The sequence below is a fragment of the Paenibacillus sp. AGC31 genome (assembly GCF_057334655.1).
In genome coordinates, this window is sequence record NZ_JBHFJH010000005.1 from 128,412 (window position 1) to 152,824 (window position 24,413).

Here is a 24,413-nt window from a genome sequence, read left to right on the forward strand (position 1 = left end):
TAAATCAAAGTAGAAGGGAGAGAATGTAATGGCTCGTCGGCGTGTACCCTATGTCGAGCAGATGCATCAGTCAGAGTGTGGACTTTGTTGCCTTGCAATGATATCTGCATACCATAAGAAAGAGATTTCATTATCTCGCCTACGTGAACGGGCAGACGTTGGACGAGATGGTACAACGCTGTTGCAACTAAAGAAAATTGCTGTGAGCTTAGGCTATGATGTAAAAGCTTATCGCATTGAACATATTGATCAATTTCAATTACAGCAAGTTTCTTTACCAGCCATTCTGCATTGGAACCAAGGTCATTTTGTAGTTTTGGAAAAGATAGATAATAATTATGCCCGTATTGTTGACCCACGTTTTGGGAGAATTAAGCTGTCATTAAAGAATTTCAGCGAGCAATTTTCTGGATTTTTAATGACAGTGGGGTTAACCGAACAAATCGACATTGAGAAAAGCCCAAATATTTGGTTAGATGTTTTAGTCCATGTAAAAGCGCATAAAAATCTGTTTGTATATGTTTTTCTTATTACACTAGCTTTGCAATTCATAGTTATAGGTATGCCTTTATTCATGAAGCATGTTATTGATGAAGTTATGATCCCTAAAAAATCCAGTTTATCTATAATGATTTTTATATCTGTAGTCAGTTTTCTACTTGCTTACATGATAATTACATTCGTGCGCAGTCGTGTTTTGGTTCGATTACACAATGCTTTGGACTATGAGATGCAGACACGCTTTTTTTCACATTTATTGAAGTTACCTTTTCCGTTCTTCTTACTGCGCTCGTATGGGGACATGCTTTTTCGAATGAATAGCTTGGTCACAATTCGAAATCAGCTGTCAGGCGCTCTGATTACAGGTATATTGGATAGCTTCATGTTATTTGTATTGTCTGGTTATATGTTGTTCATATCTCCATTGCTTGCGATGATTGTATTTTTGCTTGTGAGTATAAATATTTTGTTAGTAATTTTCACTAAACAATATGTAGCCGAGATTAATCAGCAACAAGTGGTGGCTACGACAGAAGTACAAGCAGTGCAGACAGAGATGCTGTACGGTATTATGGGTGTGAAAATATCAGGGACAGAACAACAAGTATATTCCCAATGGCTTAATAAATTCAAACATTTATTGCAAGTATACCGCCGTAAGGAAAATCTGAATAGCTACATTACAACAATTAGCAATGGATTGCAATTTATGTCACCACTCGTTGTGCTAAGTATCGGCGTTATGTTAATTACAGGGGAATACAGTTCTATGACTGTTGGTATGGTTGTCTCATTTCAAGCGATTGCGACTCTTCTTTTTACTACATCATCAAGCCTCATGAATACGATAAATTCATATATTCTTACGACTACTATTTTGAAACGAATTCATGACGTGTTGGAAGCTCCACCTGAGCAGAATGAAGGTAAACTGCAATTAAAAGTACTAGGTGACATCAGACTATCACATGTTAGCTATTCCTATTCAAAGTATAGTCCGATCGTTATAAATGACATTTCATTACACATCAAATTAGGACAGAAGATAGCCATTATTGGACAATCTGGCTCTGGAAAATCAACTTTAGCTCATTTGATAATTGGGTTATTTGCCCCGATATCCGGTGAGGTATACTATGATGGTTATGGAACATCGGATTTGGACATGCAATACGTACGTAAACAGATGGGGATAGTGCCGCAGGATATATCATTATTCAATCGTAGTGTTTTTGATAATATTGTCATGCACCAGGATGGTGTAACTATGAATGAAGTAGTGCGGGCAGCAAAAGCAGCAAATATTCACGATGAAATTATGTCGATGCCGATGCAATATCAGACAGTTTTAGCTGAAATGGGTAGAAATATTTCAGGAGGACAACGACAAAGAATCGCCTTAGCCAAGGCAATTTTAAATAACCCATCAATACTTGTATTAGATGAAGCAACGAGTGCATTGGATCATATAACTGAGGCTCGAGTAGATGCATATTTATCAAGTATTAAATGCACACGAATTGTGATTGCCCATCGGTTATCGACCGTTATGAACAGTGACATGATTATTGTCTTGGAGAATGGAAGGGTTTGTGATGTAGGAAATCACAATCAGTTGTTACATACTTCAAGCTATTATCAATATTACTATCAAGAAATGAGTTCATAACTGTTTTTATATGGCGGGTTTTCAATCAAGTAGATGTGAGGATCTCATGGACTTATTCTCCTGTGTGAATGTAGTTGTTTGTGACTTTATTCTACACGGATTAGACCATGGGCTCTTTTTATTTTCTAGATAAGATGCTGTAAAGTATATTACAATCTGTAATATAAAGGATTTTCTTGTTGAATTAAACAAAATTGAGTTGCACAGATACATTGAGGAGGGAGACATTTGAAAACGATATTATCGGTAAAACACCTAACGAAAGAAATTAAGGGCAAGTTGATTGTACAAGACATATCGTTTGATGTGGCAGCAGGGGAGATTATCGGACTACTTGGTGCCAATGGAGCGGGCAAGACAACGACGATGAAGATGATGGTTGGTCTAAGCAAAGTAAGTGCCGGGGACATTCATATCGCAGGTTATAGCATTAAGACTAATTTCTCTAAAGCCCTCCCTAATGTGGGGGCCGTGATTGAAGCCCCTGCATTCTATCCATATTTAAGCGGATATGAAAATCTACGCCAATATCAGCGGTTGCACAGAAATGCAAGTAAAGAGTGGCTGTCAGAGGTGGCTAGCCTGGTCGGGATAGAATATGCGCTTAAGCAGCGAGTAGGCACATACTCCATGGGAATGAAGCAAAGACTGGGTATAGCACAAGCACTACTACGTAAGCCAAAGTTGCTAGTTTTGGATGAGCCAATGAATGCACTCGATCCTGCTGGTGTGCGGGAAACACGAAACTACTTAAATCGAATAGCTGCCGACTTGGGAGTAGCAATTGTAATCTCTAGCCATCAACTATCAGAGATCGAGCAGATGGCGCGCAGAGTGATCATTATACAGCATGGTCGTTTAGTGACAGAACAGCAAATTGGTAAGGGTATAAATGATGACATCTTCTGTATTACTCTTCATATTGATAACATTGAGCGAACAAGAGAAGTTATGGCCAACTTGTATAGGCATGATCAAAATGCATTGGAATATAAGCAATTGGATAAATTATCCAACCACCTGTATACTATTACAATAGCTATTGATGAAGGTCAAGTTCCAAAGCTCATCCGAACATTATGTGATGCTAATGTGAACGTTCATCGGGTGTTCCAGGCACATACCAGTTTAGAGGATAAGTTTTTAGAATGGACAACTGTGCAAGATGGGGGTGAGTTAAGTTGATATGGAATGAATGTTTGAAGATAGTGAATAAAAAAGTCTTTATTTTTTCACACCTTGGTTTTATTGTGATGACGTTACTGTTGTCTTCGTCGTACATCAGTGGTCTTGAGGCTGATGTTACAGTGGCTCAAATGGTAGGTTCTTTGCTTAGTTTATCGGGAATGCTTGTTATTTTACCTTGGGCGATAGTTATGTCCCCTCTTATTTGGACGGATGAGTATCATTATGGTACTCTGAAACAGCTATTTCTGCATACTTCTTCGCGCTTACGGTTGTATTTTGCCAAAATTGTTGCGATGATCTTGCTCATCAGTTCGGGTGTTTTTAGTATATTCCTGATTTCTTTGGTATTAAATCTCTTAGCAGTTCCACAAAACATTCAATGGGGGGACATGACAGTTGTTATATACATTATCGGAGCTCTCGTATTGCAATGCTGCCTATATGCAAGCTTAGCGTCATTTATAGGCGTATGGACGAGATCAGCTGCTTTCGGGGTAGGCGGAAGCTTAGTGTTATACTTTTTTCAGTTAATATTTGAAAATAGCCTTTTATCCATATCATGGACGCACATTCTATTCATTCATCACGATGATTTAAGTGTCTACTGGAGCACATCACAACATAAATCAGAATTAGTTGGCTTACCTATATCGTTAATGATAGACATCATCTATATTATATTTTTCTTTGCAATTGGATTATGGTTCTTCGTTAAGGAGAGAGGGGCAGAATAAATATCATTCGGAGCTTAAGGGCTGTAGGATGACTTGAAGCCTTGTGGCTATGATAGCCAACATAACTAGGCTTTTTTTTGTACTTTACGCTGAAAGGAACAATCATTCGGCAAAATAAAGGGATCAAAATCATAAATCCACTTATTAAAGACTCGTAAAAAAAGCAGTAGCCAATCTAGGAACCAAGAAGTTCTAGACCTGCTACCGCTTTTTATTGTGCGCTACAAACCACTAAAGATAATACCTGCTTATTTCTCCTTGGTTGGTTTGGCCTGAATAACAAGAAGAAATACCATATAATTGGCTTTGTGCTGCGTTCCTTAGTGTACGGAAATCGGTGAGTTTACTGGATTTAATTACACAGTGTACGTTTTGCGCATTTTTGTTTAAGACCAGATACATAGCAATTGTTTCGACATATCGTAACAAACCTGGTACTGGCGGGAATTTACATACTACCAGACTTACGTTGGACAGGTAATACGCGCTGTTCCATTTTTTCATATAAAGCCAGAAACCGCCTGATAATCCCAAGCTTTGGTGCCAACCAATAGATGAACAAAGCTGAAATGATGCCAATCAACGCTCCCACTGCGATATCTATTGGATAATGAACTCCAACCCAAACGCGGGAGACAGCACCACAACAAGCAAGCGCCAGCCAGAGCCACCCACCCTTTCTCCGGACAAGCCAGAAGGAGACAGAGATGGAAAAAAACAAAATCGTATGATCGCTCGGAAAAGAATTATCTATATCATGGTTTAGGAGTTTGTTGACATTTGGCAATACCGCGAACGGCTGATAATGCTCATAAAACTTGCCTACCAATTTACCGATGATCTCTGCCAAAACAAAAGCAAGCCCTGCCTGGATAACCATCATCCGATTCCGGCTGCTGCGGGTGAACCAATAAACAAGCATTGTTAACGCTAGTACATACAGCATATATTCCGCCACAAATACAGCAGCTGGATTCAGAAAAGTAAACTGTTTGCCCAGATCATTAATCGTCCGGAACATATCAATATCCCATTGAAACAAAATCCCACCTCCACCTGAATTTCCAACTTACAATGGAGAACACCAACCAGCCTACCTCAGTGATTATCCATTTTTTTGAAGTAGGCAATTGTTGCCACTAGTCCTAACGGCAGCAGCATAAAGAGACACATAAGAGTAGAACGAAGGGTATGCAGGAACTCCGCAATCAAATGCACGACTGACTATGGAAAAATCGCTTTATAGTCATAGTTTGCGATACTATATTCGCCATCTCAAACACAACTGTAAAAATAATGGTTTACACGCAGTTAGTTTTTTTGCGCATGTTGTAATAAACATCGTCGGGGCCGACAATAGAAACAGCTAACTTCACCCAACATAATACCGATTCTTAGCTGTTAGATGACGCCACATGACGTAATCCCGAAAAACAGGAATATCAACATTACGATAATACGTTTACAGGACGTCCTCTATCGGCAATCTGCTATACTCTTCTGTCTCTTTGCATGAACAGGTCGTACAAATCGTCCCCTTGTAACCGTTCTTTAATACGAGATTATCCGGTTCCACCGGACCGAAGCTGCCGCAAATAGCCGCTGCGGATAACTAGGAAGTACACGATTTGAATGATCGCGAATGCACTCAACACGATTATCGACTCTTTGATGAGCGAAAAATTGAACATGCCCTGCAGTGCCGTCAGTGCCACTGCACCGTGAATGAGCGCGATGGCAATCGGCAGGAAGAACAGAATAGCCATCTGGCGAGTGACGATCTTCGACAGCTCACGGCTGGTCAGCCCGAGCTTCATGATTGAAGCGTACTTCGCCTTGTCATCATCCAGATCCGTGTACAGTCGGAAATAGAGGAAGCTGCCGGACGCCACAAAGAATACCACGCCAACGAACAACCCAACGAACATCACTGCGCTATAGCTCTGAAGCAACTGCTTGATGTGGAACGCGAGTGAGAAGAAGCTATCATTCTTGGAGTGGCCAATCTCATTGTTCAGCTGCTGGCCGACTGCTTCTGTCGCCTTCCAGTCACTGACTGCGAACACATAGTAGCCCTCGGACGATTGCGGCTCTGGCAGCTGCTCGTAGCGGTCATCATTCATGACATAGTACTTGTTGTACTTCGACATGTACTCCGACATTAAGAAGGAGGCACTCTGTGTGATCAACAGTGGTTTTCCGCCGCCTTCCACGGCCAGCTCCTGCTCGTCGAAGGATTCGCCTCTTCCGTCTATTGAGTTGTACTGGACGATAGCCGCTTCGTTCGCTCCTAGTTTCAACTTCTGATCCCCGGCGACAACGGCAAATGTGTTGTACATTGACTCGCTGACGATCATCACCGTTTCGTTGCTCTCGGCTCGTTTGTAAGAGCGCAGCTCGGCCTGTAGCTTCGTGAAGGGAATTCCCTCCACGAAAAGTTTATGTTCGATCACATCCACCGCCGAGGCGGCCTGTTCCGGAGAGTTCCCCGCATACGAGATATATTCAAAGGCGAACGGTTTTTCAATCGACTCAGTAAGGATCGTCTTGAACCCGACTAGGGCACCGATTGCTGAGAAAGCGACAGTCGACAGGATCGTCACAAGGAAAAAAGTGCGGGCATTGTCCTTCATCCGATATGCAAGATCGTTGAAAAACAACAAGTTCGTTCGTCGCCAGTATAGCCTCCGGTTGTGCTTCAAGCCGCGGATCGTATATACGCTCAATTGAGTGAACAAAAAGTACGTCCCGACGACGACCGCCACTGTCACTGGCAGCAATGCATACACGACCATCAAGCCTTCGACGACCAGCGACACACCATATCCACAACCGATCAGTGCGAGCGACGCGAGTGACAGCCAGATCGAAGCGCGGGGCTCAGGCCGGGGCTTGGTGGATCCTTTGAGTAGGTCAATCAGCTTGTTGCCACGAAAGAACAGCACCGTGAATAGCGAGATGCCCAGAAAAAGCAGCATGAACGCGGCAAAGGTCAGAACGAGCGCTCGGTACGGCATGTAGAAGGGGAGCTCTTCCTCCATCCCAATCAGCGACTCCGCCGCAAGCAACAATATCTTGGATAGTACCAGCCCGGACGCGACGCCAGTCAGCGTGGCGCCGAAACCAATCACAATATTTTCGATAAATACGAGCCTCCGGAGCTGCATATTGGTGATGCCGAACATGACCAGCAATCCGAACTCTCGGCTGCGCGACTTGATAAAAGCGCTCATTGAATAAAGGACAAAGAAGAATGAGAATAGGTAGATGAGCATCTGCGCCACTAGTAATCCGATCGTTACCGGACTGCCGATTTCTCTCGTTGCCAGCCCCGGATGAAAGGCGAAAACGCCATAGACGAAAAACACCATCACCGCAAATGCGCTGCTGAGAAAATACGCTATGTACAGGCGTTTGTTGCGCATGACGTTATTAAACGCGAATTGTTGAAAGGTCATGCGCATTCCCTCCAAGCAGTGACAGTACATCGATGATTTTTTGGAAGAACGCCTGCTGGCTGTCCCCGCGGTGAATCTCGTTGTAGAGTTCACCGTCCTTGATGAACAGCACACGGTGACAGTAGCTGGCCGCTAGCGCGTCATGCGTGACAAGCAGCATTGTCGCCCCGTCCGCCCGGTTGATCGCCGTCAGCGTCTCCATAACGTCCCGAGATGATTTGGAGTCGAGGTTACCTGTCGGTTCATCAGCCAGCAGCAGCTTCGGCTCGTGAATGATCGCCCGGGCGATGGCCGTTCTCTGCGCCTGTCCGCCAGATACTTCATAGGGCCACTTGTCCAGAATGGAGGCGATCCCAAGCCTGTCAGCGATTCTCTGCGCCTTCTCCTCCATCGTGCGCACCTTCTCACCTTCCAGCGTCAGTGGCAGCACGATATTTTCTAAAATTGTCAGTGTGTTAAGCAGATTGTAGTCTTGAAAAATAAATCCAAGCTGTTGTCGGCGGAACCGGGCGAGCGCGTTGTGGCCCAATTGGTGTGGGTTCTGGCCGTCGATGAGCACTTCACCGGAAGTCGGATTGTCGATCGTCGCGATCAACTGTAGTAGCGTCGTCTTGCCGCTGCCCGATGGCCCCATAATGCCGACAAACTCGCCCTTCTCGACGCTGAACGATATATCGCCGAGTGCCCGGTGCATGACCTGGCCGCTGTAAATCTTGCCCAGATGAGTTGTTCGCAGAAGTTCCATATCCTCGCTCCTTCATGTAGCTGGTGATTTCTTGTTCTCCACCTCAAGTATACGGCGGGCTCGCCGAGCAAACCAATCGACGAAGATTACATTTAGCTTACATCGATGTAAGCTTGACCGCAGTCAAGAAATAAACCCGCACCCGGGTGCCAACGTCAACGGTAGAATCGATCTCCAGCTCGTGGCCCAGTCGGTTGCAAACTTCTTGTGCCAGATGCAGCCCCATTCCCGTCGACTCCCTGAACTTGCGGCCGCTCTCACCAGTGTAGAACGGCCGAGTCACCCGCTTTAAGTCGGCTAGCGGAATACCGATGCCTTCGTCTGCCACCTCCAGCACCGTCTTCGCGCCTTGCCGCCAGGCGCGAATGGCGACGGTCCGGCCGCAGCCAGCAGAGTATTTGATCGCGTTCGACAGCAATTGGGTCAATACGAACCCGATCCACTTCTCGTCGGTCGGCACCGTCAGTTCATCGTCCATCTGAACTTGAGGGTATAGATTATTGACAATGAACAGCCGCTTGTGTTCATTGACCGTTTTTCGCACAACACGTTTAAGTGGCACATGCGCCGCTTGGAAATCCTCCTCAAACGTCTCCAACCGGGTCGCGTGCAGTACTGTCTCTAGCCCCCACTGGATTCGGTCTGCTTCGTCGCGGATGTCGACCTGCCGCCGGTCGCTCTCGTTTTCGGTCAGCAGGTGGATAACCGAAAGCGGCGTTTTCATCTGGTGGACCCATTGGGTAATGAATGTCGAATGCTCACGGCGGCGCCGCTCCATCTCTGTGATACGAGTCATGTACAGTGCATACTGCGCCTGCAGCAGTTGGTCGACTGCCTGCGCGATGGGGGCACTGTTGCCGGAACCAGCCGCAGACTTATCCAGCTCATTTAGCGGCTCCGCAAGCCGATCGTACATCTTGCGATGGCTGATATAGCGCCAACCAGTATAAACTAGCAAGGTGACCATGCCAAGAAATATCGAATAGAGGGCGGTGTACACGTTGCGATAGCCGTCAAGCCAGTAGATCGCCACAACCAGCGTCAACTGAACAAGATGCATAACAAACATGGGCCAATGCTCACGGATTAGTAGCTTCATTTGGGTTCACCCAATTCGTCCGTTTCCAGCACTAGCTTGTATCCGGACCCGCGCACCGTCTCGATACTGCCCGCAACCGCGATCTCCTGAAGTTTCTTGCGGGCACGCGCGATGTTCACGTTCAGTGTGTTCTCGTCCACGAACTGCTGATCGTCCCACAGCCTATCCAGCAGTGCTTCGCGGGTAACGACCAGCGGGTAGCGTAGAAGCAGCAGGTCCAGCAGATCCGCCTCCTTGCGCGCCAATGCGACAGTCGCGCCCCGCCACTTCAGCTCCAGCCGCTCCGGATAGAGGGCGAGCCCGCCTTGCTCGACCATTTTCTCCCGCGCATCCCCCGCATATTCACCGTACACCCGCCGCAACTGGCTGCGCACCTTGGCAATGACCAACTCATGGTGAAACGGCTTGGTCATATAGTCATCGGCTCCGTACTCCAGCGCCATTACCTGATCCATATCGCCTGAGCGGGCGCTGATGAAGATGATCGGACAGGTAGACACTTTGCGGATCTGCCGGCACCAGTAATACCCGTCGTAACTCGGCAGATTGACATCCAGCAGTACAAGATGGGGCTCGTAATGCTGAAACTGCGCCATTATATCTTCAAAATCGTCCGCGTACTGCGCTGTTAAGTTGTACTTTTCCAGACAAGCCTGTAAAAGCGAAGCCAAATTCGGATCGTCCTCCACAATCCATATGCGATACATTGCAACTCTCCTCCTCTGCGTCATCGTGTCCATAAGAAGCACAGTTTGTTTGCTCCACTTGCCCCTAGCGCGGCATACCCGCTCGCAGCCGAGGTAGTGAATGGGGCGACTGTCTCTATATTAACATAAACATAATTGCTGATAATCGTTACAAGCCCATCGAATCTAAGGATAGGAGAACGAACAACATTCGCTATAATGGATATAATTTACTGACGTTAACCTTAAGGATTTGGAAGGCGAGGCAGCTAAAATTCAGCAGATCGTAATAAATGGTGAAACGAAAACCTTCAAATGGGGCAATGTAGCAAATCCCTCCTTTTATCCTCAAATATCGGTCGTTGATTTAGATGCAGATGGGGAAGATGAAGTTGTCATTGTTCTGATCCAAGGCACAGGGAGTGGAGTACATGATTCGAAAGTGCGTATGCTTAGAACAGACTTTATAGAAATATCGGCTTTGATGTGAATCCACGTCAAAAAACCTCCAACTCTCGTACATAATGAGAGTTGGAGGTTTTGCCCTACTTATTTTTGCTGTAAATCAACCCTGAATCATGTGGACAACTTCAATTTAGAAATCGAAGTTGTCCGGATCAGGTCCAACGCGTACATCTTCGTTCAGAGCACTGATCTGATCCATATCTTCATTTGAAAGTTCAAAGTCGAAGATGGAGGAGTTTTCAATAATACGGTTTTCCTTGGTGGACTTCGGAATAGTAATGACTCCATTTTGCAGATCCCAACGCAGGATGACTTGTGCAACCGATTTACCTTTGTCTGAAGCAATCGCCGTGAGCGCTGGGTTGTCCAACAGCTGACCTTGCATTAGAGGCGACCAAGCTTCAAGCTGGATACCATGCTTCTCACAGAACGCCTTAAGCTCAACCTGAGTCAGGCGAGGGTGGTATTCCACCTGGTTGACCATCGGTTTCACTTTGGCATCCTGCATCAGGTCTTCGAGATGATGAATTTGGAAGTTGCTTACACCAATAGCTTTAATGCGACCAGCCGCGTACAGTTCCTCGATTGCTTTCCAGGCTGCTTTGTATTTGCCTGCCTTAGGCCAGTGAATCAGATACAGGTCCAGGTATTCCAGTCCCAGTTTGTTCAAGGTTGTATCAAAAGCCGCAAGTGTCTCTTCATATCCGAGGTCTGCATTCCATACTTTAGATGTAACAAACAGTTCTTCGCGTTTCAGGTTGTTTTCTTGCAAAGCTTCTGCAATCGCTTGTCCAACACCGGCTTCATTGCCGTATATTGCAGCAGTATCAATGCTGCGGTATCCATGTTTAATCGCATTTTTCACGGCTTCAATCAGTTCAGATCCTTCTTCTACCTTAAATACACCAAGTCCGAACCAAGGCATAGAAACACCGTTATGCAGAGTTACTGTGGATTGTAAATGTTGTGCGGTTTGAGCTGTTGTCATGAGATTTCCTCCTTAAAGTGTGTAAAAATCAGTCATATTAAGCTGAATTTTTGTTGTTTTATCATACAAAATTAAATCATAGTAGATCAAATTGGGTTCAACGTATTATAGTATAATAAAATACCATATGAAACCGGTTCCCCTCGAAGGCTGGAACTGATATATATAAGAGTGAGACCCGTGGTCGGATGTAAATTAGAACGAAGCTTTCTCCATTTCGACTGATGCATGTTGATCCTTGCTTTCCAGCACTTTAGCCCAAGCGGTCAGGATTACAGCTACGAGAACCATCATGGCACCAACCCATGTCGTGTGAATCAAACCAATGGAGTCATTGATCACTCCACCCAAATAGGCACCTATAGCGATCCCTGCATTAAATGCGGCGATGTTAAAGGCTGAGGCTACATCCTTGGCCTGTGGTGCATATCGTTCAGCCAAGGTTACAACGTACATCTGAAGACCAGGCACATTCATGAAAGCGAGCAGGCCCATACCCATAATGGTGAGCAATGCGGCCAACTTAAACGGGACGGTGAAGTACATCACGCCGAGAATGATGGTCTGAATGATGAACATGTAGAAGAGCGCCTTGAGCGGGTTGCGATTGGCTGCTCTGCCACCGATGATGTTGCCAATAGCGATGGCTATTCCGTACAACAACAGAATGAACGCTACTGTTTTCTCGGAATAACCGCTAATATCATGCAACAACGGGGACAGATACGTAAAGACAACAAATGTTCCTCCGTACCCAACAGCAGTGATGGCAAAAGCAAGCAGCAAGCGTCCACCTGTAACGAGCTTCAGCTGATCCCGAAATGCCGTCCGTGTTCCTCGCTTCAACGTGGATGGCACGAGTATCAGGTTCCCGATCATCGCAATGATGCCAACCACAACAATCAGGATAAAGGCAGCGCGCCAGCCCCAATGTTGGCCAATGAGTGTACCGAGAGGTACACCGGTTACTGTGGCAATGGTTAGACCGGAGAACATGATGGCAATAGCACTCGCCCTACGGTTGGCAGGCACCAGATCGGCTGCAATCGTGGAGCCTATGGACATGAACACCCCGTGTGCCAGAGCGGACACTACTCGTGCAATGAGTAACATGGTGATGCCCGTCGATAGTGCAGCCAACGTGTTACCCGCAATGAAGACAATCATGATGGCAAGCAATAACGTTTTGCGTGATATGGTAGACGTCAGTGAGGTCAGAACAGGAGCCCCAAAGGTAACGCCTAATGCATATAAAGTAACGGTCAGTCCCGCTGTAGTTACGGAAATGCCCAGGTCATCTGCAATAAGGGGCAGTAGCCCAACGCTGATAAACTCTGTGGTACCGATCGCGAATGCACTAATGGCCAGTGCTAGCAGTGCCCACGTGCTGCGTTTTGAATCCTGTAACATTTCTTGCTCAACTCCCCAGAATGTAGATTTACGTACCGGCAAATGCTATTATGAGTTATTCGGTATAGATTGAATAGTACGTACTTTTTAGTACCCTACGTACTTTTTGGTGCCTATACAGCATGCGACGGATGTAATCCAATTCATCAGGGAGGAAGCAAGTTATGGTAAGAAAAAAATATAACATCTCGGTTGAAGCGACCTTAGAAGTGATCGGTGGCAAGTGGAAATGCGTCATTCTCTGTCATCTGACACATGGGAAGAGACGAACCAGTGATCTCAAACGTATTATGCCCGCAATCACACAGAAAATGTTAACACAGCAGCTGAGAGAACTTGAAAACGACGGAATCGTAAACCGAATCGTATATAATCAGGTCCCTCCCAAAGTAGAATACGAATTGAGTGATTACGGGAGAAGTCTTGAACCGATTCTCAATGCACTCTGTAATTGGGGAGATCAACATATTGTGAAGGAATACGGAGACAAATCAGCAGTTCTGGAAGATAATGGACTCAATGATTTTAACTCTGACAATAGGGAGCTGGTGCAACCGTGAACTATGAGATTTTATATGATGGTGCTTTTGCGATGCTCAAGGTACATTTGCAGCGGGGAGAGCGGTTCAAGGCTGAGAGTGGTGCGATGGTATCCATGACGCCTACGGTTGAACTGAAGGGTTCAGCAGAAGGTGGAATGTTTGCCGGGTTCGGTCGGATGCTGAGCGGGGAGAAGTTTTTCTTTCAGGAACTGACGGCTGCGGGCGGGTCGGCAGAGATTCTGCTCTCACCTTCAAGCATGGGCGATGTAGAAGCTGTTGAATTGGACGGTTCCTATTCACTCTATGTGCAGAAAGACGGATTTCTGGCGGGAACCGAGGGCATTCAGGTGAATACCAAAATGCAAAACCTGAAGAAAGGTCTCTTTTCGGGAGAAGGTTTCTTCATTATTGAGATCAGCGGACGTGGAACCGTATTTCTGTCTTCCTATGGTGCCATCCATGCGATTAATCTGGCAGCAGGTGAAGAAATGATCGTGGATAACGCCCATTTGGTGGCATGGCCTCATTATGTAGATTACCGTATTGAGAAAGCTTCACAGGGCTGGTTATCCAGTGTTACAAGTGGAGAAGGACTGGTATGTCGGTTCCGGGGAGAAGGAACCATTCTTATACAGAGCCGCAATCCGCAAGGATTCGGACAATGGGTGAAGCAGTTTATTCCTGCCCGCTAATTATTTTTTTGAGAAAGAACACACAGAATTGCAACGGATATGTTTCCATCATCGTTATATGAATAATGGATTTACTTCATTGACTGACGGGTATATATTCTGTTGCATAAGGTCGCACATCATGGAGGTATGAGATGACAAGCTCACGGTATAAAAACGCACAAGAAAGTCCGGGATATCTGTTATGGCAGGTTACAGCCATGTGGCAAAAGGAAGTACGCAGGGTGCTGGAGCCCCTCGAACTGACACAACCTCAATTTGTATTATTGCACGCCTGTTTGTGGCTCAATGAACACGATGAGGAAGGCAAAGGAGTTACTCAGGTCCAAATTGCTCATTTTGCCAAGGTGGATGTTAACGTAACTTCTCAGGTTCTACGTGCGCTTGAAAAAAGGGGATTAATTACCCGCGCCCGTCATCAGACAGATACGCGTGCCAACATTATCACAACAACGGAAGAAGGAACCCGATTGGCTGTGGAGGGAATCCATCTGGTCGAGGAATCGGACAAGGCATTTTTCGAAACTTTGGATGAACGTAAGGGAGAGTATTTGGAGATCATGCAGGAGTTTCTTCGCCAAAAAACAGAGAGTTGATCCGTAATATATCTTTTTTTAATGTATTAAACTACAGAATGTAGTGGAACTGGGAAATTTTCTAATTATTAATAATTATAGCACCTCTGCAAAATACAAACAGACCTCCTGACTTCATCTTGTCGGGAGGTCTGTTTCGGTTGCTCAATCGATTCGATAGGACGCAAACGGCTCGCGGCGACGGAAAGAGTCACTGATCTGGTCCAGATCGGCCAACAGCTCATCGGGCAGTGACATGTCCAGACTAGCCAGATTATGTTCCAACTGATCGGTGTGTGTAGCGCCAACAATCACTGTGGATACAGCCGGACGTGTCAGCAGCCATGCAAGCGACAGCACACTCGGGGAGCATCCATATGCAGCCGCTTTTGCGCTTACTTGTTCGCTCAGTTGAATATTATGTTCCAGCAAGAAACGGTTGAAAGACGGATCGGTGTCTGCTCTGGAACCAGAAGGCACACGGGTCTGTCCGTTATATTTACCTGTCAGAATACCACCTGCCAACGGGAAGTACGGAATAATACCTACACCCTGATCCAGACACATCGGTACCAGTTCCAACTCGGGCGTACGGTCTGCCAGGGAGTAGCTGGTTTGGGTGGAGATGTAGCGCACATAACCTTTCTGTTCACTGATGCCCAGAGCTTTCATCAGCTCCCAAGCTGCGTAGTTGGAGGCTCCGATGTAACGGACTTTGCCGGAAGTGACCATATCATCCAGTGTGCGCAGTGTCTCATCCAGCGGTGTATGCGGATCAAAAGTATGGATCTGGTACAGATCGACATAATCCGTTTGCAGACGCCGCAGGCTATGTTCCAGCTCTTGTTGCAGATGGTAGCGGGAGGAACCCCGCCCATGAGGACCATCATGCCGGGGTAATCCGGCCTTGGTAGCAAGCACCGCGTTTTCCCGTCGACCTGTGAGAGCCTGTCCAATAATGCGTTCCGATTCCGTGCCTGCGTAGATATTGGCAGTATCGATAAAGTTGATGCCCTGATCCATCGCTGCATGAATAATGCGGGTAGAAGCTGCTTCATCCGCGCGTTTGCCAAATGCATTGGTGCCAAGCCCCAGTGCCGATACACGCAAACCACTATTGCCCAAACGTCGATACTCCATCATTCATCGCTCCCTTTATGTACATTTATGTAATGCAGATTATAACGTAATCTATTGAAAACGTGTTATTAATATAGTTAAATGATTCTAAGAACCCGTTATCAAAGGAGATATGATGGAAAACAGTGCTGCACATTTAACAAGACGGAAGCCGAAGAAACCGAAGAAGAAATGGAAGAAGCCATTGATCATCACCCTAAGTGTGCTGCTTGTGTTGGGAGGACTCGGATTTATCTATCAAAAGCAACTCGTCGTGTTTGCCTTTAATTTGTTCGCTTCAGCTACAGTGAAGGAAGCCTTGGATGACTCCTTTGTACCAGCGGGCGATAAGGATGCCCCTGTCGTGGAACATACCGACCCATTCTCGCTGTTGCTGCTAGGGATTGACCAACGGGATAACGAACCAAGCCGTTCGGATACCATCATCTATTCCGTCGTGCGTCCAGAAGACAATAAAGTGCTGCTGCTGTCCATTCCGCGTGACTCCTATACCGAGATTGTCGGCCGGGATGTGAAGTCGAAGATCAACTCAGCGTATGCCCATGGTGAAGCCAAGATGGCGATGGATACGGTGGAGAATTTGCTGGGGAACAAAGTGGATTTCTATGCCGCGATTAATTTTAACGGGCTCAAGGATATTGTTGATGCGGTTGGTGGTGTGGAACTGCCGATCAAAAAGAACATTGAGAACAAGCTCAAAATTCATGAGAAGCTGTTTGTTGAAGCGAATAAACCGATCTATAACGGCGAAGAAGCGCTTGGATATGTGCGTTACCGGGAAGATTCCGATTTCAATCGGACGATGCGTCACCGGATTTTCTTAAGCGCCTTCATGAATCGTGCGCTGGAAGTCAAAAATCTGACCAAGATCCCGGACGTAATCCAGATTGCCGGATCGAATTTTACAACTAACATGACCTCGGACTTTATCGTGAAATTTGCCGAGTCCTTATATATGAAAGATAGCATACCAACGATCAGCAATTATATGCTGAAGGGTGAGGGTGCAACGCGCAGTGGCACATGGTACTACGATCTGTCGGAGGACGATCTGCAATATGTGCGTGGCATGATCGCCAGTTGGCTGGACCCGGATGCGACTGAGATTATTGAACCCGAGTCAGCGGACCAATCAGAGACGAGTGATGCGGCATAAGCATCCATTCTTGTGCAAAGCTCATATGAATATAAGTCGGGAGAAGCAGTTGCTTCCCGGCTTTTTTGCGTTTGAGATCCTACGGATGAAATATTGAACAGATATATCTAATGTTTAAACCTCTTTTTATGGCATACATATAGTAAAATATAGGGAAAAGATTAAACATCAACCAACGGAGGAAGCTCATGAAGGAGTTTAAGGATCGGCTTCAACAGGTTCAGGAGCAGCAGAAACAGCTGGCGAAGGAGTATCATGCCTTGCTCCAGGAATACCAGTCCGATGACCTGATCGTTCAGAATGAACAGTTACAGGAACAGTATGAAGCCCATAAGCTCAAGCTGCACCAGCTTGAACTTCGCTCGCGCAAGATGGAAGAAGAGAATGCACGTCTTCGCATGGCGTTATCTGAACAGATGCTGGATGAGAAGCTGAATCTGATCCGGGTATCCCGGGAGAAGATGGAGACCTATTTTCAAGGGAAAACAGCAGTACATAATGATCGAATTGCATTCCATGAACATCGAACCAAATCCAATCTAAACGCGCTGTACAACCAGGCGGCACAGGAGTTGCAAGAGGATTCCGATGAGGTAAAGGAGAGGATTGCTTACCTTGCGGCAGAGGTGAATGAGCGTATTGAATCGCACAGACGAGCCGTACGGGATAGAGAAGAGGCTCTGCGTGGGCACATGGAACGTGGATATGAGCATATGGCGGAGGAAGGGTTGAGCGAAGAGACTATTCAACGCCGGATCAAGCAGAATCGCATGGAGATGAAGATTGGACTCAGCTGGATCAACAAAGTAGCCATCTTGCTCCTCATTCTGGGGGTTGGAGCAGCGTTCCAATATTCGTACTCGACCTGGTTTAATGACGAGATGAAGAGCGGAGCCTTTTTCCTGCTCGGTGCACTGATGCTCGCTGGAGGAGAGTGGCTGTTCCGCCGCAAAAGACAGACGTTTGCGATGGGGCTGCTCGGCGGTGGGATATCCGTGTTGTTCGGCTCTGTCTTCTATAGTTACTTTTTACTGCATATTATCGGGTTATATACGGGACTTGCCCTGTCTGTATTGGTATCGGCAATCTCCGTATTATTGTCCTTGAGATACCAGTCGAAGACCATCTGTTCACTAGGTTTGGTGGGTGGATATCTTCCGCTATTCTCCTACATGTTCTCGTTCGGACTCGAAGGTCCGGCTGTCTATGTAGCCATGATCTATCTGCTGCTCTTAAACGGCATTATTGTGTTCATTTCGTTTGGCAAACGGTGGCCAGTGGTGCACTATATCAGTTTCCTGTTCAACACACCATCCATGCTCATCCTATTATGGCTGTCGCCAAGTGAGAAGATTGGCATGTTGTATTCCATTGTGACGTTTGCATTATATCTAGGCATTACGCTGGCATATCCGTTCAAACACCGGATGAAGTTAACCTGGTGGGATTTCGCTCTACTCGCCATGAATACGAGCATTAGTTGTCTGATGTTATACGTATTATTTGATGTGGCGGGTTGGAATGATGCTCAGGGTTTACTGGCGTTGATCTTCTGCGTGGTGTATCTGGGCCTCGCACGATTCGTCCAGCGCCATATGGTTCAGGAGAAACAGACGATTCTGCTCTTTTATGTCACTTCCCTGACCTTTGCCATTCTAATTATTCCGTTCCAATTCGGGGCCAAGTGGTTATCGATGGGTTGGTTAATTGAAGGCGTTCTGCTGGTCACGCTAGGACATCTAAAACGGCTCAAATCGGTGGAACGTGCTGGATGGGGCATTGTGCTTCTATGTCTAATCACTTTTGTGTACTATGATCTGCTGGCGCTATTCTTCATCGGGGAACGTTCTTACTTTATGTTAAAATACTCCAGCATCACGCTGGGAACCTTACTTATTACACTTTATTATGCCTGGGCAGTCCACGGCAACTCATCTTCCAGGGAGAGATTCAATTACAGCGCGCTGGAGCTGGGTTTCCTGAACGGGTTCAAGTATGTAACACTTGCGAATCTGTGGTTATACGTGCTGTATGAGTCGAATGAATTGTATACCAGAGCTGTCGATGGGACGTTCCTGTTATACATGTTCTACAAGTTGCTCATGTTCGCAGCGCTCACCATTGCATTGGCCTATGGACTGAACAAGGTGAAGCTGCTGCGTGATCGATACGTGCAGGTGTATACCACCTTCTTGCATGCTATTGGCTGCTGTATTGCACTGGCCGTAACCTTAACCATGCCAGCGCTTCAGCCGGAAGTTCAGCAGCATACGGCGGCGGAGATTATTGGTTTGCTGGTGCTAATTATCTTTAACGTAGGGGTATTCTTTGCAGGAAGGGATCTGCTGATTGCAGGCATCCGCGGGCAGTTCAAGAGCATTGAATGGTACCCGGTTATCGCAGGGGTGTATCTGCTGGGTGTCATCACCGTCTTCCTGACGATTCAGTTCCAATGGGGCGATGTGGGGCTGATGTTCAGCCTGATCTATCTGCTGCTGGCGATTCTCTATATTGCCTATGGATTCCGTAGAAAATATGTCATGATTCGGCGTCTGGGCCTAGGACTAACGTTGTTCGCTACGGGGAAGATGGTGTTCTATGATGTGGGGATGCTCACCTCGGGCAGCAAAATCTTTGCCTATTTTAGCTTTGGCGTACTACTGCTTGGGATCTCTTACCTGTATCAGAAGGTGTCCAGCCGGATGGAGGAAGTACAGTCCAGAGTGGTAGCGAAGCCTGACGACGAGCCGAATGTGCCTGAGGAAGACCAAGACTAACTTGGATACGAACGATAGAAGTAGCATTTGCGATTATATGGGGAGGGATTCGAAGTGGGATTTGACCTGAAAATCATGCTTTGGCAACTGTTATGGCTTGGTGGCCCTGTAGCTCTTATCGTGTATGCGTGGAGGAAATTCGGCGTGAGAAAGAAGCGGCAATGACGTGAGTGCGGATGGTGGGAATGTCCGCTGTCCACTTCACTTCGCTCTGTGAAATAAGTCGTGTAATATAGATTTTCTGGATTAAAATGAGGCTCCGGGTTGCTGTTACCAGCAATCTGGGGCCTTATTGATATGAGTCTATGGCTTAGCCTAATATGACATTCGTGAAACGTTTTGCGCAGAGATCACGTTATAATAGAGTAGACTTAGGGTTGGATCTTCATTTGTAACCATGAGGTTTCGGCAGCTGAGGTGCCTTTCAGTGGTTCTCCGCCATCATCATTCATACGGGAGAGCACAGTTAATGTCATGGATAGGGCAAAGGCGAGTAACACGTATATGAAAATATTTTTTTTGTTCATAGGAAGGTACCTCTCTTGTTGAATGAGCTAAAAGTAGACATCCGGCCGTCATGAGAAAAAAAGCACAACGTCTGGTATAGTAGAGTGAGTAGAACCGAACATAAATCGTTCCTGTATACCACTATATTGAACTATAGCGGTGCAAACAATGGAACAAATCTGATGATTTTATCATTATTGTTATGAAATGTTTATAGAGATCGAGTGAGTGATCATTGAAGGTGGGAGAATAACATGCGGGAGACGGCAAAAATCGTCATTCGTACGCCAGGACAGGAAAGTGACGGCTCATTTGCTTATGTAAGCCAAGGTCGCTCCATTACGGTGGGACGTTACACAGGCGGAAGTGAATTGGACTTGTCTATCTATAATCAGATGATATCGAAGCGGCATTGCCGCATTCATTATGATGTACAGCAACAGCTATGGATTGAGGATCTGGATAGCAAAAATGGTACCGAACTGAATGGGCAGCGCCTCGTTCCCTATGAGAAATATCCGTTTAGCGAGGGCGATAGCCTGACGTTGGTCAACGGACTGATCCAGCTTCGCGCTGAAGGGGATCTTGGAGAGACGAGGGAATATCGGGTGTCGGATCTGCTGGGTGAGGGTGTACGCTTGCAGGATCACCTGCAAACCGTGCAGATCGGTGAAGTGGAGATTCCGCTGTCCAAGAAGGAGTATCAACTGTTCAAGCTGCTGTATAGTGAACTGGACCATTTTGTGACCCGAGAGCAGATTGTGGCTCAGGTGTGGCCGGAGCGGAGCATGCTGGAGAGTGAAGCGGTGGGGATCGACGAGATTAACTCGCTAATCTATCGGACGAATCGCAAGCTGGGTGTACATTTTACCATCAAGTCTGTATATAAAAAAGGTGTATATATGAAGTCTCATGTGCCGGAATGAATGAGTGATAACAAAGGGATGAGTTCATGTTCATCATTTACCTGATTCCATGGCTGATTGCCGTGGTGACATTGATCGGTGTCATATCGATCGTACTCGTGAGTTGGAAAAACGGGATTTCCCCGATGCCCACATCCAGTCGTGTCAGACAGGTGGTCATTCAAGAGGTAAACCGTATTCCCGGGTACGGGGATGTGCTTGAAGCAGGCTCCGGATGGGGCACATTGGGATTGGATGTTGTAAGACACTGCCCTGGTAAAAGGCTTACCGGGATTGAGAATTCGAGAATTCCCTTATGGTCTTCCCAACTGATTGCCTATTTCAGTGTTCGCTTACGTCGAGCCAAGGGAAAAAAGTACTCTCTCAAGGGCAGGCTGCGCTTCATGCGCGGGGATATCTACACCAGTTCCTATGAACATGCGGATTGTGTGATCTGTTATCTGTTTCCGGGTGCCATGACTAAGCTTCTGGACAAGTTCAGTCGAGAGCTTCCGCCGGGTGCCAAGGTGATTAGCGTCTGTTTTGCCCTGCCAGGAAAAGAACCACTACGTACTATTACATGCCGGGATGCCCTGCGTACCAAGGTATACGTGTATTCCTTTTAAAGAAAAGAACAGGAAAGTGATCACCAGGTTTACTCAGCTGGAGTGCTGTAAACCTTCTGCCATAACGTTAATGGATGAAAGAGTGCGCTTCATATCATAGTAATGCAGATACCACGTAAGAATGAGGATACGAAAAAGGCCCCGAACTCACTATGAAGTGATTCGGGGCCTTTTTGTCTCGCCTTTGAGTTGGGGCAAGAGATTGCTTGATTATTGTTTACCGCACGTATTATTTTGCAGAATCGGTAGTGCCTGTGCTGTCGGATGTTGTACCGGATTGGGATCTGTTTCTGCCGCCTCCGAAGCCACCTTGACCACGGCCTCCTCCTGGACCACCCATACCTGAATTGGCTGTAGTTACACCAGATTCATTGACCCAAGTTACATTGCTTGTCGATTGGAAGGCAACCACTTGAGTTCCACCGCTATACGTACCGTCTGTGTAGAGTCCATCTACCGCTTTACCTGTTGATGTACCACCGGAGTAGACCACGTAGGAACCATCTTTTGCAAGATCCGGTGAGCTGACAACCACGGTTTGATAATCTTTTGCCGGAGCGAATGTCAGAATGTTGTTGCCTTCGTTGTCTTGTACATGTACAAGTGTTCCAGCTTTTTGCGTTGCAGGGAATGTCATCACAATGGTGTTTTGCGTAGACGCATCGGATGTTCCTTGTGCCATACCAGAGCTTCCGGCAGCCACGAGGTATCCACCACTGATTTCAAAGGTGCCGTCATAATCCAGTGCTCCGTTGCCGCTATCCGTCGGTCCGTTCACAATAACCGTTCCACCAGTCATGTTAATGGAACCATTGGAATCCAGTCCGTCACCACCTGCGTTCACCGTGAGTGTACCGCCGTTAATGTGGAACTCGTTATTGCTCGCTGCCGCACCGCCCATACCGCCCGGTCCACGTCCTTGCTGAGTAGTAGCTGTACCTTGGGATGCCTGATCGGTAGTTGATGTTGTGCCCGTCGTTTCGGTTACAGAGATGTTGGAAGTCGTTGCGGCATCGGTTGCTGTAGTAGCGCTATCTGTACTTGCCGCTGTATTCGCAGCTGTTTCCGTCTCGCCACCTGCAGCATTTACGCCATCATCGGATGCTGTTACATCCACATCCCCATCGTTCAGGGTGATGACTGCCCCCTCAAGTCCTTCGTAGCTCTTCGCAATGGTGATGGTTCCACCGTTAATCGTAAGGGCCTGATCGGCATGGATGCCGTCATCACCGGATTCAATGCTGAATGTTCCATCGTTGATGGTTACGTTATTGTTGCTGTGCAGGGAATCATCCATGGAATCAATGGTATACGCACCGCCATTAATTGTAAGGTCTGTTCCTGCTTTGAGTGCTTTGGCACTTGTGGACTCCGTTGCTGTTGTAGCAGTGTCCGCATCAGCATTGTTATCCGTTGTTGCTGTTGCATTGGCAGAGTTGGATGCTGCTGCGTCATTCGTATTAGCACCTGCATTTGTACCGCTGTTATTAGGCATCTCTGGCATATCCGCAGGTGGTTCGCCATCTGGTGGTGTGCCCATATCTGTTGGTGGTGTGCCGCCGCCCCATCCACCGCCACCGCCGCCAAATGGACCTTCTTCAACTTTGGCTGGTGCATTGGCACTACCGCCGCCCGTTACAATGGTGTATGTGCCTCCATCCGCAACAAGTGCGGTTTCGGCTTGAATACCATCGTTGCCACTTTGAATATCGAAGGTACCTCCTGCGATAGCAACGTAACCTTTGGTGGTATCCGTGTCATTGGTCGATTTGATACCGTCGCCTTCGGCTTGAATGGTAATCGTACCCGCTTGAATAGCGACCATATCCTTACCTTTGATGCCGTCATCGGCTGCTTTGACACTGATGTTACCGCTAATGACTTTCAGATCATCCTTGCTCGTAATACCTTCATTATAGTTACCTGTGACGGTCAATTGACCTGCACCGTTGAACGTAAGATCCGCTTTGCTGAAGATCGCAGCATCCGGCTCATCTATCGTAGCATCGGCGTACACATACGTTTTACCATCGGAAATGGTATTCTTGGTTCCTTTTTCGAGCGTAATCACCGCTTTACCAGCCTTCTGAATGTAGATCGCTGCACTGTCGTTATCATGAATGGTTGCTCCGTTTAATACGAGATGTACAGTGCCCTTATCGGCAACGTTAACCATGATCTGGCCATCCGTTAGCTCACCGCTAAGTACATAAGTACCTGCTTCGGAGATGGTTACCGAACCATTCGCTGCTTTGGCACCCGAACCAGTCACCGTTGCAGTTGTGCCATTCAGTTTAATCGCTGTGGAATCCGCCTCACTCCAGATAATATTGGTATCGTCAGCATCCAGAGAGACCAGATCTGCATATTTTACTGAAGTTTGCTCGCTGACAGATACCGTTTTGGTTGTTCCTGTCGTTGACGTTGCGGCATTGGCCGTTGTGCTTGTCGTTGCTGGTGAACTGCATGCTGCGAGTAGACTGGTAATCATGGCGATGGACCAAAGTTTGCTGCCTGTTATCATGTTTTTCTTCATATTAGATCGTTCCC

General features: G+C 46.7%; 20 protein-coding genes. 10 read left to right on the forward strand and 10 right to left on the reverse strand.

The features are described 5' to 3' along the window. Positions 1-28 precede the first annotated feature (28 nt). The 3 genes from ACE04G_RS04345 (at position 29) to ACE04G_RS04355 (ending at position 4,092) form a co-directional block, all read left to right on the forward strand. A complete protein-coding gene (locus ACE04G_RS04345; protein ID WP_221820004.1) occupies positions 29-2,170 on the forward strand; it encodes a peptidase domain-containing ABC transporter in 2,142 nt (713 codons plus the stop codon). Between the two features lie 228 nt (positions 2,171-2,398). Then, entirely contained in the window at positions 2,399-3,355 is a 957-nt protein-coding gene (locus ACE04G_RS04350; protein WP_221820003.1) for an ABC transporter ATP-binding protein, read from the forward strand. Next, positions 3,352-4,092 (forward strand): ABC transporter permease, encoded by a 741-nt coding sequence (locus tag ACE04G_RS04355; protein ID WP_221820002.1) that lies wholly within the window; start codon positions 3,352-3,354, stop codon positions 4,090-4,092. Before ACE04G_RS04350 ends, ACE04G_RS04355 begins: the two co-directional genes overlap by 4 nt. Positions 4,093-4,540: 448 nt before the next feature. Here ACE04G_RS04355 and ACE04G_RS04360 read toward each other — a convergent pair whose 3' ends face one another. The 7 genes from ACE04G_RS04360 to ACE04G_RS04390 all read right to left on the reverse strand — a co-directional run bounded on the left by ACE04G_RS04360 (position 4,541) and on the right by ACE04G_RS04390 (position 12,943). Then, the gene (locus ACE04G_RS04360; RefSeq protein ID WP_260632680.1) at positions 4,541-5,113 is read right to left on the reverse strand and encodes an undecaprenyl-diphosphatase; all 573 of its coding nucleotides are present in this window, start codon (positions 5,111-5,113) and stop codon (positions 4,541-4,543) included. 541 nt (positions 5,114-5,654) lie between these two features. After that, on the reverse strand, positions 5,655-7,550 hold the full coding sequence (locus ACE04G_RS04365) for an FtsX-like permease family protein (protein ID WP_221820001.1): 1,896 nt from the start codon (positions 7,548-7,550) through the stop codon (positions 5,655-5,657). Continuing rightward, positions 7,525-8,295: an ABC transporter ATP-binding protein gene (locus tag ACE04G_RS04370; RefSeq protein WP_221820000.1), complete on the reverse strand. Its 771-nt coding sequence runs from the start codon at positions 8,293-8,295 to the stop codon at positions 7,525-7,527. Before ACE04G_RS04370 ends, ACE04G_RS04365 begins: the two co-directional genes overlap by 26 nt. Positions 8,296-8,392: 97 nt before the next feature. Then, the gene (locus ACE04G_RS04375; protein ID WP_221819999.1) at positions 8,393-9,394 is read right to left on the reverse strand and encodes a sensor histidine kinase; all 1,002 of its coding nucleotides are present in this window, start codon (positions 9,392-9,394) and stop codon (positions 8,393-8,395) included. Then, on the reverse strand, positions 9,391-10,101 hold the full coding sequence (locus ACE04G_RS04380) for a response regulator transcription factor (RefSeq protein WP_221819997.1): 711 nt from the start codon (positions 10,099-10,101) through the stop codon (positions 9,391-9,393). Before ACE04G_RS04380 ends, ACE04G_RS04375 begins: the two co-directional genes overlap by 4 nt. A gap of 574 nt (positions 10,102-10,675) precedes the next feature. Further along, positions 10,676-11,533, reverse strand: a complete 858-nt coding sequence (locus ACE04G_RS04385; protein WP_449003660.1) for an aldo/keto reductase — start codon at positions 11,531-11,533, stop codon at positions 10,676-10,678. A gap of 195 nt (positions 11,534-11,728) precedes the next feature. After that, the gene (locus ACE04G_RS04390; protein WP_449003661.1) at positions 11,729-12,943 is read right to left on the reverse strand and encodes an MFS transporter; all 1,215 of its coding nucleotides are present in this window, start codon (positions 12,941-12,943) and stop codon (positions 11,729-11,731) included. 164 nt (positions 12,944-13,107) lie between these two features. On the opposite strand from ACE04G_RS04390, the gene ACE04G_RS04395 reads away from it, so the two are divergent. The 3 genes from ACE04G_RS04395 to ACE04G_RS04405 all read left to right on the forward strand — a co-directional run bounded on the left by ACE04G_RS04395 (position 13,108) and on the right by ACE04G_RS04405 (position 14,773). Beyond that, the gene (locus ACE04G_RS04395; RefSeq protein ID WP_017691613.1) at positions 13,108-13,503 is read left to right on the forward strand and encodes a winged helix-turn-helix transcriptional regulator; all 396 of its coding nucleotides are present in this window, start codon (positions 13,108-13,110) and stop codon (positions 13,501-13,503) included. Further along, on the forward strand, positions 13,500-14,177 hold the full coding sequence (locus ACE04G_RS04400) for a TIGR00266 family protein (protein ID WP_017691614.1): 678 nt from the start codon (positions 13,500-13,502) through the stop codon (positions 14,175-14,177). Before ACE04G_RS04395 ends, ACE04G_RS04400 begins: the two co-directional genes overlap by 4 nt. A 134-nt stretch (positions 14,178-14,311) precedes the next feature. Next, positions 14,312-14,773: a MarR family winged helix-turn-helix transcriptional regulator gene (locus tag ACE04G_RS04405; protein WP_221819987.1), complete on the forward strand. Its 462-nt coding sequence runs from the start codon at positions 14,312-14,314 to the stop codon at positions 14,771-14,773. Positions 14,774-14,917: 144 nt separating this feature from the next. Here the strand turns inward: ACE04G_RS04405 and ACE04G_RS04410 are convergent, their stop codons facing one another. Beyond that, complete coding sequence (locus tag ACE04G_RS04410; RefSeq protein ID WP_221820280.1) at positions 14,918-15,892, reverse strand: aldo/keto reductase; 975 nt, start codon at positions 15,890-15,892, stop codon at positions 14,918-14,920. A gap of 112 nt (positions 15,893-16,004) precedes the next feature. On the opposite strand from ACE04G_RS04410, the gene ACE04G_RS04415 reads away from it, so the two are divergent. Continuing rightward, positions 16,005-17,048, forward strand: a complete 1,044-nt coding sequence (locus ACE04G_RS04415; protein ID WP_306299259.1) for an LCP family protein — start codon at positions 16,005-16,007, stop codon at positions 17,046-17,048. A 188-nt stretch (positions 17,049-17,236) separates the two neighbouring features. Continuing rightward, positions 17,237-19,825 carry a DUF2339 domain-containing protein gene (locus ACE04G_RS04420; protein WP_221819985.1) on the forward strand — a complete coding sequence of 863 codons (2,589 nt, stop codon included), beginning with the start codon at positions 17,237-17,239 and terminating at the stop codon, positions 19,823-19,825. Positions 19,826-20,196: 371 nt separating this feature from the next. On the opposite strand, the gene ACE04G_RS04425 is transcribed toward ACE04G_RS04420, so the two are convergent. Next, positions 20,197-20,352: a hypothetical protein gene (locus tag ACE04G_RS04425; protein ID WP_192135259.1), complete on the reverse strand. Its 156-nt coding sequence runs from the start codon at positions 20,350-20,352 to the stop codon at positions 20,197-20,199. A gap of 234 nt (positions 20,353-20,586) precedes the next feature. Between ACE04G_RS04425 and ACE04G_RS04430 the strand changes: the two genes are divergently transcribed. Both ACE04G_RS04430 and ACE04G_RS04435 read left to right on the forward strand, forming a co-directional pair. Next, a complete protein-coding gene (locus ACE04G_RS04430; RefSeq protein ID WP_221819982.1) occupies positions 20,587-21,258 on the forward strand; it encodes an FHA domain-containing protein in 672 nt (223 codons plus the stop codon). Positions 21,259-21,284: 26 nt separating this feature from the next. Then, entirely contained in the window at positions 21,285-21,863 is a 579-nt protein-coding gene (locus ACE04G_RS04435) for a class I SAM-dependent methyltransferase (protein WP_221819973.1), read from the forward strand. A gap of 229 nt (positions 21,864-22,092) precedes the next feature. Here the strand turns inward: ACE04G_RS04435 and ACE04G_RS04440 are convergent, their stop codons facing one another. Further along, entirely contained in the window at positions 22,093-24,399 is a 2,307-nt protein-coding gene (locus ACE04G_RS04440; protein WP_449003662.1) for a carbohydrate-binding domain-containing protein, read from the reverse strand. Between the last annotated feature and the right edge of the window lie 14 nt (positions 24,400-24,413).